The sequence below is a fragment of the Streptomyces mutomycini genome, assembly GCF_001700505.1.
Classification (GTDB): domain Bacteria; phylum Actinomycetota; class Actinomycetes; order Streptomycetales; family Streptomycetaceae; genus Streptomyces; species Streptomyces mutomycini.
In genome coordinates this window covers 1-11,389 of sequence record NZ_MAPV01000237.1, presented here as the reverse complement: position 1 = coordinate 11,389, position 11,389 = coordinate 1, and the positions used below count along the sequence as shown (strand labels likewise).

Genomic DNA, 11,389 nt, shown 5'->3' with positions numbered 1-11,389 from the left:
CCGCACGCCGGATCCCGGGTCACCTTCTCGGAGCCCGGCGCCCCGGTGCCGCTCGCGGCCGGGGCGGCGCGTGAACTCGCCGCCGCCGTCAGCGCCGCGCTGGACAACGTCCGCGTCCACGCGGGGCCGGACGCCCAGGCGTGGATCCTGGTCGAGGACGAGCCGGACGCGGTGATCGTCACGGTCCGGGACGACGGCCCTGGCATCCCGGAGGGCAGACTCGACCAGGCGGAAGGGGAGGGCCGCCTCGGCGTCGCCCTGTCGATCCGCGGGCGGCTGCGCGATCTGGGCGGTACGGCAGAGCTGATCTCGGTGCCCGGCCAGGGCACCGAGGTCGAGTTGAAGGTTCCGAAGGTTTCACGGGGGAAGGCAGGACCGGTCCGATGAGTACACCGAACACGCAGGCGGCGGAGGAACGGGCCATCAAGGTGATGGTCGTCGACGACCACCCGATGTGGCGCGACGCCGTGGCCCGAGATCTGGCCGAGGTTGGATTCGACGTGGTCGCGACCGCCGGCGACGGCCCCGGGGCCGTGCGCCGCGCCAAAGCCGCCGGGCCCGACGTCCTGGTGCTCGACCTGAATCTTCCGGGGATGCCCGGAGCCCAGGTCTGCAAGGAGCTCGTCGGCTCCCACCCAGGGCTGCGCGTCCTGGTGCTCTCCGCCAGCGGTGAGCACGCCGATGTCCTGGAGGCCGTGAAGTCGGGCGCCACCGGCTATCTGCTCAAGTCGGCCAGCACCCAGGAGCTGACCGACGCCGTGCGCGCCACCGCGGCCGGCGACCCCGTCTTCACGCCGGGCCTCGCCGGACTGGTCCTCGGCGAATACCGCCGGCTCGCCTCCGATCCCGCCCCAGCCGCCCCCGACCGGCCGAAGGTCCCGCAGCTCACCGACCGCGAGACGGAGGTCCTGCGGCTGGTGGCCAAGGGACTCTCGTACAAGCAGATCGCCGAGCGGCTGGTCATCTCCCACCGCACCGTGCAGAACCACGTCCAGAACACCCTGGGCAAGCTCCAGCTGCACAACCGGGTGGAGCTGGTGCGCTACGCCATCGAGGCCGGCCTCGACGACGTCTGACGGGGCCGGTTCCGCGCCGTCCCGGCGGCGCCCCCGGGGCGCGGGCCGTATATTCACGGAGGAACGGCCCCCGCCCCCTCACCCGGGAGACGTCGTGGAAATCCTGGTGTTCGGCGTGCAGTCCGACGAGAAGCCGCTGATCGAGAAGGCCTTCGCCGGCCTGCACGACGTCCGCTGCCTGGACGTCTTCCTCACCGAGGACACCGCCCCGATCGCCGCGGGCTACGAGATCATCTCCACCAGCGTCAACGCCGATCTCGGCGGCAAGGTGCTGCAGACCCTCGCGGCGGGCGGCACGCAGATGATCGCCCAGCGCTCCACCGGCTTCAACAACATCGACCTCGACGTCGCCGAGCGACTGGCCCTGCGGGTCGCCCGGGTCTCGTACTACTCGCCGTACTCGGTCGCCGAGTTCGCCTGGACCCTGGCCATGGCCGTCAACCGCCGTATCGTCCGCGCGGTGAGCCGCACCAGGGACTTCGACTTCCGGCTCGACGGGCTCCTCGGCAGGGACCTGCACGGCCGGACGGCAGGTGTGGTCGGCACCGGGAAGATCGGTGAGGCGTTCACCCGCATCGCCCACGGATTCGGCATGGATCTGCTCGGCTGGGACGTCGTCGAGAACCCCGCCTGCACCGCACTCGGCATGAGGTACGTGGACAAGGAACAGCTCCTCGCCGAGGCCGACCTGATCAGCCTCCATGTGCCGCTGCTGCCGGCCACCCAGCACATCATCGGCCGGCAAGCCCTGTCCGCGATGAAGGACGACGCGATCCTGGTCAACTCCAGCCGGGGCGGACTCATCGACAGCCGCGCTCTGGTCACCGAGCTGAGGGGCGGCCGGTTCACCGGTGTCGGGCTCGACGTCTACGAGGCGGAGGCGGGGCTCTTCCACGTCGACAAGTCGGTCGAGGGCATCGACGACGACACCCTCGCCCGCCTCGTCACCTTCCCCAACGTCATCGTGACCTCGCACCAGGCGTACTACACGCGTGACGCCGTGGGACAGATCATCGACGCCACCGTGCAGAACGTCACCGACTACCTGGCGGGCCGCCGCAGCGACAACTTCCTGGTCCCGGCGCTTCCCGCGCGTTAGCCGGCCGGCCCCGCCTCTGCCCCTCCCTCAGCCGAGTACCGGCAGCGCGTCCAGCAGTCCGGTCACGATCGCGGCGCCGCGCAGCGTCAGCACCGACTCCGGGTGGAACTGGACCGACGCGAAGCCCCGGCCGCGCAGCGCGTGCAGCTCGCCGGAGGCGGTGTCCCTGCTCGTCTCGATCCCGTGCGCGCCCAGCTCCGTGGCCGCCGCGTCGTCACAGAGCGCGGTGAAGCTGTTGTAGAAACCGACGGTCTCGGGCCTGCCGAACAGGTCGATCCTGGTCTGCGCCCCCTGGTACGGCACGGCCTTCCGGGCGATCTCCAGGCCCAGCTCCGCCGCGATCAGCTCATGGCCGAGGCAGACACCGAGCAGCCCGTGCCGGTGTTCGCGCACGAGCTCGGCGGCCAGCCCGCGCAGCAGCCGCATCTTCGGATCGGCCGTGTCCGAGGGGTCGCCGGGGCCGGGCCCCAGCACCACCGGCCCCGTGTGCGCCCGCACCGTCCCCCGCAGCCCGGGCTCGTCGAACCGGCGCACCGACACCGTGAGGCCCGAGGAGCGCAGCAGATGCGCCAGCATCGCCGTGAAGGTGTCCTCGCCGTCGACCACCAGCGCATGGCCGGACAGGTCCCGGGTGCGCTCCTGCATCCGCAGCCAGAAAGGGGCCAGCCCGCCGCGCCGGTCGTCCAGGGCCGCCTGGACCCGCGGATCGGCGGCCAGCCGCGGCCGGCCGGCCTCCGACTCCGGCCGGCCCGGCCGGACGCCCAGCGCCGCGAGCACCCCGGCCGCCTTCGCATGGGTCTCGGCGACCTCCCCCGCCGGATCGGAGTGGCGCACGAGCGTCGCCCCGACCGGCACCCGCAGCCGGCCGCCCGCCGAGATGTCGGCGGTACGGATCAGGATCGGCGAGTCCAGGGTCTGCGCGCCGCCGGGCTCCCGGCTCACCAGTGCCAGGGCGCCGGCGTAGTAACCGCGGCCCCCCGGCTCGTACCGCTCGATCACCCGGCAGGCGTTCTGCACGGGGGAGCCGGTGACCGTCGCCGCGAACATGGTCTCCTTCAGGACCTCCCGCACGTCCAGCGAGGAGCGCCCGCGCAACTCGTACTCCGTGTGGGCGAGATGCGCCATCTCCTTCAGCCGGGGCCCGACGACCACACCGCCCATGTCGCCCACGGTGCACATCATCTTCAGCTCCTCGTCGACCACCATGGAGAGCTCCTCGGTCTCCTTGCGGTCGCCGAGGAAGGCCAGCAGGCCCTCGGCGGTCGGCCCCCCGGCCGGGTAGCGGTAGGTCCCGCTGATCGGGTTCATCACGACGGTCCCGCCGGACATCCGCACATGGACCTCCGGACTCGCGCCGACCAGGGTCCGTCCGCCCGTCGCACGCTCCGACGGGGAGCCGCCGCCGCCCGTGTGCACGACGAACGTCCAGTACGCCCCGCGCTCGGCGGTCAGGAGCCGGCGGAACAGCGCCAGCGCGTCGGACCGGCCGAAGCCGGGGATCTCGCCGCCGAAGGTCCGCCGGATCACGAAGTTCGCGCCCTCGCCCTGCCCGATCTCGTCCTCCACGACCCGCCGGACGATGTCCGCGTACTCCTCGTCCGGGACGTCGAAGGCGCCGTCCTCGACCCTCACGTCGTGGCCGGGCAGGCGCGCGAGCACCTCGTCCAGCGGCAGTTCGTGCACCTCGTCGGCGACCAGCACCGCGAGCGGGGTGCCGTCGTCGCGTACGTCGAAACCACGCTCGGCGATCTGCCGGAAGGGCACCAGGGCCAGCGCGGGCAGCCCGCCCACCGGGATGTCGGCGAGCCGGGCCACCTCCCGTACCTCGCCGGTCAGGACCTCGACGGTGTCGTGGTCGCGGCCGGGCGTGCGCCTGCGCAGCAGCGCGAAGGGCGGGGAGTCGTCACGGAGCAGGGCGGACAGCACATCGACGGCACGGCCGGCATGGTCGGGCGTGGAGATGGGCTCGGTCATGGGCGTTCCTTCTTGATGGAGGAACGGCTCCCGGCTCCTGAACGCAGAGAAGGCCGCCCCTCGGGCGGCCTTCGCGAAGTCTGTACGCGCGATGAATCAGCGGGCCGCCGGATGAGCGGTCCACCACCAGTTCCTCGTCGTCTGCGCGAACATGCGAGAACCCTAGCGGACGCGGTGGACAGCGGTGCACGAACGAGCGCGCGTCTCATTTGCTGAGCGGGCGACGGGGACGCACTGCCGACCCCGTAATGTTGTGAACGTGACCGTGAACGCCAATACCTCCGTCGCCGGTGGCCACACCTGGCGAGACCTTCCCGCGGCGCAGCAGCCCGAGTACCCCGATGCCGAGGCTCTGCGCGACGTACTCGCGGACCTCGAGTCGTATCCTCCGCTCGTCTTCGCCGGCGAGTGCGACCAGCTGCGCGCCCGCCTGGGAGCCGTCGCCAAGGGCGAGGCGTTCCTGCTGCAGGGCGGTGACTGCGCCGAAGCCTTCGACGGCGTGTCCGCCGAGGACATCCGCGCCAAGCTGAAGACGCTGCTCCAGATGAGCGCCGTCCTCACGTACGCGGCCTCCGTGCCGGTCGTCAAGATCGGCCGGATCGCGGGGCAGTACTCCAAGCCGCGGTCCAAGCCGACCGAGACCCGCGACGGCGTTACTCTGCCGACCTACCGGGGCGACTCCGTCAACGGCTTCGAATTCACCGAGGCCGCCCGCATCCCGGACCCCCAGCGGCTGAAGCAGATGTACCACGCATCCGCTTCCACGCTGAACCTGGTGCGGGCCTTCACCACCGGCGGTTACGCCGACCTGCGCCAGGTGCACGCCTGGAACCAGGACTTCGTGAAGTCCTCGCCGTCCGGGCAGCGTTACGAGGCCCTGGCCCGCGAGATCGACAACGCGCTGAACTTCATGAAGGCGTGCGGCACGGACCCGGCCGAGTTCAAGGCCGTCGAGTTCTACGCCTCGCACGAGGCGCTGCTGCTGGACTACGAGTCGGCGCTGACCCGCACCGACTCGCGCACCGGCCAGCTGTACGACACCTCGGGCCACATGGTCTGGATCGGTGAGCGCACCCGGCAGATGGACGGTGCGCACATCGAGTTCGCCTCGAAGGTCCGCAACCCCATCGGGATCAAGCTCGGCCCGACGACCACCGTCGACGAGGCGCTCGGCTACATCGACCGCCTCGACCCCGAGCGCGAGCCGGGCCGGCTGACCTTCATCGTCCGCATGGGCGCCGACAAGGTCCGCGACAAGCTCCCCGAGCTGGTCGAGAAGGTCACCGCTTCCGGTGCCGCGGTGGTCTGGGTGACCGACCCGATGCACGGAAACACCTTCGAGGCCGCCTCCGGTCACAAGACGCGCCGCTTCGACGACGTCCTGGACGAGGTCAAGGGCTTCTTCGAGGTGCACAAGGGCCTCGGCACGCACCCGGGCGGCATCCACGTCGAGCTGACCGGTGACGACGTCACCGAGTGCGTCGGCGGCGGCCACGAGATCTTCGTGGACGACCTGCACCAGCGCTACGAGACCGCCTGCGACCCGCGCCTCAACCGCAGCCAGTCCCTGGACCTGGCCTTCCTGGTCGCCGAGATGTACCGCGACCAGTAGGAATCACCCCTGACGACGCCTGTGGGGCACGGATCGATGTGATCCGTGCCCCACAGGCGTACCGGGGCTTTTGTGCGCGGGGGCCTCGCGGGTAAGGTTAGGTTAGCCTCACCGAGAACTCGGGACGGCGAAGCGATCGACCCGTCGGGAGGTGAACCGCGTGTACGTCTGCTCCTGCTTCGGCATCACGGAGGACCAGGTCAAGCAGCATGCGGACGGCGGCGCGTGCACTCCCCGCCAGATCGCTTCCGCCTGCAAGGCCGGCACCGACTGCGGCGGCTGTGTCCGCAGGATCCAGGCCCTGCTCGGCCGCGGCGACTGTGCGCGCGGTGAACTCCTCGAAGGGCGTACCGCGCCGTCGGCCGCCGCGCCCGTGGCCCTCGGCACCGCACCGGACGTCCGGCTCTCCGACGCCGCCTGAAGGGCCGCCCGGGAACCGTCAGGGGCTTCGGCGGATCAGCTCTCCGGCTGTTCGATCAGCTGGGCGATGTAGAGCGGCTCACCGAGTTTCTCGACCAGCTCCAGCTGGGTGTCGAGATAGTCGATGTGATGCTCCTCGTCCTCGAGGATGGACTCGAAGATGTTCGCCGAAGTGATGTCGCCCTTGCCGCGCATCACCTCGATGCCCCGCCGGAGGCGGTCGATCGCCTCCACCTCGACCTGGCGGTCGGCCTGGAACATCTCGGTGACCGTCTGGCCCACCCGCACGTGGAAGAGCCGCTGGTAGTTGGGCAGGCCGTCCAGGAACAGGATCCGGTCGGTGAGGATCTCCGCGTGCTTCATCTCGTCGAACGATTCGGCCCGCGTGTACTTCGCGAGCTTCGTCCAGCCGAAGTTCTCCTGCATCTTCGCGTGCAGGAAGTACTGGTTGATGGCAGTCAATTCGGCGGTCAGCTGTTCGTTGAGGAACTCGAGGACCTCGGGGTCGCCCTGCATCGCAGAGGCTCCTTCCAACCGGTGAACTGGGCATGTCTGGGCGCATCCTCGCACCGCACCTCGTGACCGTCCAGTAAGTGCATGCTTAGTATGAGTTGCCCGAATCGCCTCTCCCCTGGTCATGACCACCCCTGCCTGTCTGTCACCATGGAGGCATGGGTCAGCCGGAAAGCCGGGAACGCGGCACAGCAGAGCAGTCCGGGCTTCCACCGGGGCAGCGGCTGCAGCGGGGCTGGCCGGTCACCCATTACGGACCTGTCCCCAAGTTCAAGCCGGACCGCTGGGAGTTCAGGGTCTTCGGAGCGACGGCCGACGGTGACAAACACTGCTGGAATCACCAGGAATTCACGGCGCTCCCCTTCTCCTCGGTCGTCGCGGACCTCCACTGCGTGACGAAATTCAGCATGCTCGAAGCCGAGTGGGGTGGAATTCCGGCCCGCGAGGTCGTGGAGCTGGCGCCGCCCGCGCCCCACGTCACCCATGTGATGGTCTGGGCCGAATACGGCTTCAGCTCGAATCTCCGGCTCGCCGACTTCACCTCGGACCGGACGCTGTTCGCCACCCACAAGGACGGCGAACTGCTCACCGCCGAACACGGATTCCCGCTGCGCCTGGTCGTGCCGCACCTGTATGCCTGGAAGGGGCCCAAGTGGGTCCGGGGCATCGAGTACATGACGGCCGACCGCCGTGGGTTCTGGGAGGAGCGCGGCTACCACAACATCGGCGACCCGTGGAGCGAACAGCGCTACTCCTACCAGGAGGGGCCCGGGGACGGCCCCGAGCTCTGAGCCGTCGGGAGAGCCCGTAGGGCAGCAGCCCTCATCCGGAGGCGGAGCCCCGGAGTTCCTTCAGCCGGGCCACGTCCGCCGCATGCCCGTCCTTGCCGCCCGGCGTCTCGATGATCAGCGGCACCCCCTCGGCCGCCGGGTGCGAGAACAGCTCACGGAACGGCTCGGCCCCGATGTGGCCCGCGCCGATGTTCTCGTGCCGGTCCTTGTGGGCGCCCACCACGTCCTTGGAGTCGTTGGCGTGGATCAGCTTCAGCCGGCCCTCGCCGACGGTGTCCACCAGCAGGTCCAGGGTGTCCCGCATGCCCGCGGGCCCCGTCAGGTCGTGGCCCGCCGCGTAGATGTGGCAGGTGTCCAGGCAGACCCCCAGCCGGGGGTGGAAGTCCAGGGCCTCGAAGTACGGGCCGAAGTCCCAGGTCCGCGAGCAGAGCGAGGAGCCCTGCCCGGCCGTCGACTCCAGCAGCAGGAACGGATCGTCGTCATGGGTCAGCTCGTCCAGAAGCGGGAGCATGTGCGTACGCACCTGGGCGAGCGCCTCCGCGCGGGGGCGTCCGCCGGTCGCCGAGCCGGTGTGCACCACCACACCGAGGGCGCCTATCTCCCTCGCCCTGCGCAGCGAGTGGCGCAGCGACAGGACCGACCGCTCGACCGTCGCCTCCGTGTGCGAGCCGAAGTTGATCAGATACGGGGCATGGACGTACGCGGGAACCGACTGCGCCGCGCACTCCGAGCGGAACAGCTCGTCCTGCGCGGGGTTACCGGGCGGTGTCGCCCAGCCGCGCGGATTGGCGACGAAGACCTGCACGGTCTCCGCCGCCAGCTCCCGCGCGTAGCCGAGACCGACCTTCGCGAGTCCGCCCGCCACGGGAACGTGACCGCCGATGGGGTTGCGCATGTGCTGCCAGTCCTCGATAGGTCTACAGGCCCTTGGTCCTGATGGTGATGGTGGAGCCTTCGGCGGCCTTCTCCCCGGCCTCGACCGACTGGCGGCCGACCGTGTCGCCGAAGGAGAGGAACGGCCGGTCGACCTTGACCTCGAAGCCCGCCTCCTCCAGTGTGCTCCGGGCCTCGTCGACCTTCTTCCCCGTGACGTCGGGTACCTGGAGCATGCGCGGGCCCTTGGAGACCGTCAGCTCCACGGTGTCGCCCTCGGCGGCCTCCGCACCGCTGTCCGGCGACTGCCGGGCGATCCCGCCCTGCTCCTCGGGGGAGTTGACCCGTTCGGTCAGCACCTTCGTCCTGAGCCCGGCTTCGTCCAGCGCGGCCGTGGCGTCCTCGACGGAGAGGCCGGTGACGTCGGGCACGCCGACGGGGCCGCCCTTGCTGACGACCAGGGCGACCGCCGAGTCCGTGTGCCGCTCGGTGCCGGTGCGGGGATCCGTACGGATCACCTTGCCCCGGTCGATCTCCTCGCTGAACTCCCGGGTGACCATCCCGGGCGCGAGCCCCCACTTCTTCAGCTCACGCCGGGCATCGGCAAGGGGGAGCCCCTCGGTATCCGGAACCTTCACGGTCTCCGGGCCGCGCGAGACCACCAGCTCCACCGCGTCGTTGCCCCGGATCCGCTCCCCGGAGCCCGGGTCGCTGCTGATCACCGTGCCGCGCTTCACCGTGTCGCTGTAGGCGCGCTCGACGCCCTTCAGATCGAGCCCCTCGTCCGCGAGCCGCTTCTCGGCGGCGCTCTGGGTCTGGCCGAGGAGCGAGGGGACCCGGGTGAACTGACCCGAGTTGATGTACCAGACGCCCGCCCCGGCCCCCAGCGCCAGAAGGACGGCGACGAGCACGGCGAACACCCCGCGCCGGCCACGGCCGGTGAAGGGGCCGCTCCGGCCGTTCCCCGGCTCCCGGGGCGACGGCGGCGGCATCTCCAGCCGGCTGGTGTGATGCGCCGTGCCCTGGCCTGCAGGTATCACCCGGGGGATCACGCTCGTACGGTCCTCGGCGGCGTCGTGCGCCTCCGCGATGGCCTGCGGGGGCACCGCGTCGAGCTGCTCCCCGGTGAGGTCCGCACGGATCTCACGGGACACGGCGAGCAGGGCCACCGCGTCGGGCGGCCGGACATCGGGGTTCCGCGCGGTGGCGGCGGCCACCAGCTCGTCCAGCCCGGCGGCCAGGCCGGGCACGGAACCGGACGGCGCCGGGACGTCCTCGTTCAGATGCTGGTAGATCACCTGGGCGGCGGTGTCCCCGCTGTGGGGCTTCCCGCCGGTCAGCATCTCGTACAGCACGACACCGCAGGCGTACACGTCGGACCGGGTGTCGGCCGTGCCCTGCTCGATCTGCTCGGGGGCGAGGTACGAGACCGTGCCCAGGAGCGAGCCCGTGGTGTCCGTGGCGGTTCCCACCGCGCGCACGAGCCCGAAGTCGGCGACCTTGACCCGGCCGTCGTCCCCTATCAGGACGTTCTCCGGCTTCATGTCGCGGTGGACGAAGCCCGCGCGGTGCGCGGCGCCCAGGGCGGCCAGCACCGGCTCCAGGATGTCCAGGGCGGCCCGGGGCTGCAGCGCCCCGCGCTCACGCAGGACGTCGCGCAGGGTGCACCCGGCGACGTACTCCATCGCCAGGTAGACATACGCGCCCTGGGCGCCCTGGTCGAAGACGCCCACCACGTTGGGGTGGGCGAGCCGTGCGACGGACTTGGCCTCGCGGATGAAGCGCTCGACGAACGCGGCGTCGGTCGCCAGCGCAGGGTGCATCACCTTGAGGGCGAGCACCCGGTCGAGGCGGGTGTCCACGGCCCGGTAGACCGTGGCCATACCGCCGACGGCGATGCGCGCATCGATGCGATAGCGGCCGTCGAGCAGCTGCCCGACAAGGGGGTCCTGGAGGGTCGTGTCCACGGAGCGAGTCTACGAGCTGACACGGACAGCGCGGACGGGCCAGGGTGTCCCGGGAGCCGTTCCGGTGCCGAGCCGTGACAAGGGCATGCACGTGCTGTGACCAGGAGAGCCGCCGCCCGTCGGGGATCTCAGAAGGCGGGGCGCTCCGGATCCAGCACCGCGCGGCCCTCCGCCGGCGAGGACGCCTCGGCGAAATGGCGGCGGGGGATGCGTCCCGCCCGGTAGGCCAGCCGCCCGCCGTCCACCGCGTGACGCATCGCCGCCGCCATCAGCTCCGGCTCCTGCGCCCGGGTCACCGCCGAGGCGAGCATCACAGCGGCACAGCCCAGCTCCATCGCCAGCGCCGCGTCCGACGCGGTCCCCGCTCCGGCGTCGAGGATCACCGGGACCCCCGCCTGCTCGACGATCAGCTGGAAGTTGTGGGGGTTGCGGATACCGAGCCCGGAGCCGATGGGGGAGCCCAGCGGCATGACCGCCGCGCACCCCACGTCCTGGAGCTTGCGGGCCAGGACCGGGTCGTCATTGGTGTACGGCAGGACGGTGAAACCGTCGTCGACCAGGATCTCGGCGGCGTCGAGCAGCTCGATCGGGTCGGGCAGCAGGGTCCGCTCGTCGGCCACGACCTCCAGCTTGATCCAGTCGGTGCCCAGCGCCTCCCTGGCCAGCCGGGCCGTCAGCACGGCCTCACCGGCGGTGAAACAGCCCGCGGTGTTCGGCAGGACCCGGATGGAGAGGCGCTCCAGGACGGAGAGCACCGAACCCCGCACGGTCGGGTCGAGCCGGCGCATCGCCACGGTCGTCAGCTCGGTGCCCGAGGCGATCAGGGAACGTTCCAGCACGTCGAGGCTGGGCGCCCCGCCCGTTCCCATGATCAGCCGGGACGAGAAGGCGGTGGAACCGAGCGTGAGGAGATCGTCGGACACGGTCAGCCTCCCTGGACCGCGGTGAGGACCTCGACGCGGTCGCCGCCGGCGAGCGCGGTGGCGGACCACCGGCCACGCGGGACGACCGTCTCGTTGACCGCGGCGGCGACCCCGGAGGAGGCCGCGGTCAACGAGACGGTC

At 71.0% G+C, this 11,389-nt stretch carries 13 protein-coding genes; 6 read left to right on the top strand and 7 right to left on the bottom strand.

Translation table 11 applies throughout. The features are described 5' to 3' along the window. From BFF76_RS27915 to BFF76_RS27905, 3 genes are all read left to right on the top strand, one after another. The coding region (locus BFF76_RS27915) for a sensor histidine kinase (RefSeq protein WP_141695677.1) at nt 1-387 on the top strand (387 nt) is incomplete at its 5' end. Then, entirely contained in the window at nt 384-1,076 is a 693-nt protein-coding gene (locus BFF76_RS27910) for a response regulator (protein WP_065849318.1), read from the top strand. The genes BFF76_RS27915 and BFF76_RS27910, both read left to right, overlap by 4 nt. Nucleotides 1,077-1,170: 94 nt before the next feature. After that, the gene (locus BFF76_RS27905) at nt 1,171-2,175 is read left to right on the top strand and encodes a 2-hydroxyacid dehydrogenase (protein WP_031100805.1); all 1,005 of its coding nucleotides are present in this window, start codon (nt 1,171-1,173) and stop codon (nt 2,173-2,175) included. A gap of 27 nt (nt 2,176-2,202) precedes the next feature. Here the strand turns inward: BFF76_RS27905 and BFF76_RS27900 are convergent, their stop codons facing one another. Both BFF76_RS27900 and BFF76_RS34775 read right to left on the bottom strand, forming a co-directional pair. After that, complete coding sequence (locus BFF76_RS27900) at nt 2,203-4,149, bottom strand: anthranilate synthase family protein (RefSeq protein WP_065849317.1); 1,947 nt, start codon at nt 4,147-4,149, stop codon at nt 2,203-2,205. A gap of 96 nt (nt 4,150-4,245) precedes the next feature. Next, entirely contained in the window at nt 4,246-4,302 is a 57-nt protein-coding gene (locus tag BFF76_RS34775) for a trp operon leader peptide (RefSeq protein WP_078850812.1), read from the bottom strand. Nucleotides 4,303-4,414: 112 nt separating this feature from the next. Between BFF76_RS34775 and BFF76_RS27895 the strand changes: the two genes are divergently transcribed. Together BFF76_RS27895 and BFF76_RS27890 are read left to right on the top strand one after the other, a co-directional pair. After that, nucleotides 4,415-5,761 carry a class II 3-deoxy-7-phosphoheptulonate synthase gene (locus tag BFF76_RS27895; protein WP_031100802.1) on the top strand — a complete coding sequence of 449 codons (1,347 nt, stop codon included), beginning with the start codon at nt 4,415-4,417 and terminating at the stop codon, nt 5,759-5,761. Nucleotides 5,762-5,921: 160 nt separating this feature from the next. After that, nucleotides 5,922-6,182: a (2Fe-2S)-binding protein gene (locus BFF76_RS27890; RefSeq protein WP_031100801.1), complete on the top strand. Its 261-nt coding sequence runs from the start codon at nt 5,922-5,924 to the stop codon at nt 6,180-6,182. 35 nt (nt 6,183-6,217) lie between these two features. On the opposite strand, the gene bfr is transcribed toward BFF76_RS27890, so the two are convergent. Further along, nucleotides 6,218-6,697: a bacterioferritin gene (gene bfr / locus BFF76_RS27885; protein WP_031100800.1), complete on the bottom strand. Its 480-nt coding sequence runs from the start codon at nt 6,695-6,697 to the stop codon at nt 6,218-6,220. A 155-nt stretch (nt 6,698-6,852) separates the two neighbouring features. Here bfr and BFF76_RS27880 point away from each other — a divergent pair, with 155 nt between their 5' ends. After that, complete coding sequence (locus BFF76_RS27880; protein ID WP_031100799.1) at nt 6,853-7,485, top strand: sulfite oxidase-like oxidoreductase; 633 nt, start codon at nt 6,853-6,855, stop codon at nt 7,483-7,485. Between the two features lie 31 nt (nt 7,486-7,516). Here the strand turns inward: BFF76_RS27880 and BFF76_RS27875 are convergent, their stop codons facing one another. The 4 genes from BFF76_RS27875 to thiS all read right to left on the bottom strand — a co-directional run. Continuing rightward, nucleotides 7,517-8,380, bottom strand: coding sequence for a deoxyribonuclease IV (locus BFF76_RS27875; protein ID WP_031100798.1), 864 nt, complete (start codon nt 8,378-8,380; stop codon nt 7,517-7,519). Nucleotides 8,381-8,402: 22 nt separating this feature from the next. Next, entirely contained in the window at nt 8,403-10,325 is a 1,923-nt protein-coding gene (gene pknB, locus BFF76_RS27870) for a Stk1 family PASTA domain-containing Ser/Thr kinase (RefSeq protein ID WP_031100797.1), read from the bottom strand. A gap of 128 nt (nt 10,326-10,453) precedes the next feature. Continuing rightward, nucleotides 10,454-11,248: a thiazole synthase gene (locus BFF76_RS27865; RefSeq protein ID WP_031100796.1), complete on the bottom strand. Its 795-nt coding sequence runs from the start codon at nt 11,246-11,248 to the stop codon at nt 10,454-10,456. A gap of 2 nt (nt 11,249-11,250) precedes the next feature. Then, nucleotides 11,251-11,389 (bottom strand): sulfur carrier protein ThiS (gene thiS / locus BFF76_RS27860; RefSeq protein WP_065849316.1); only part of this gene is annotated, 139 nt, incomplete at its 5' end.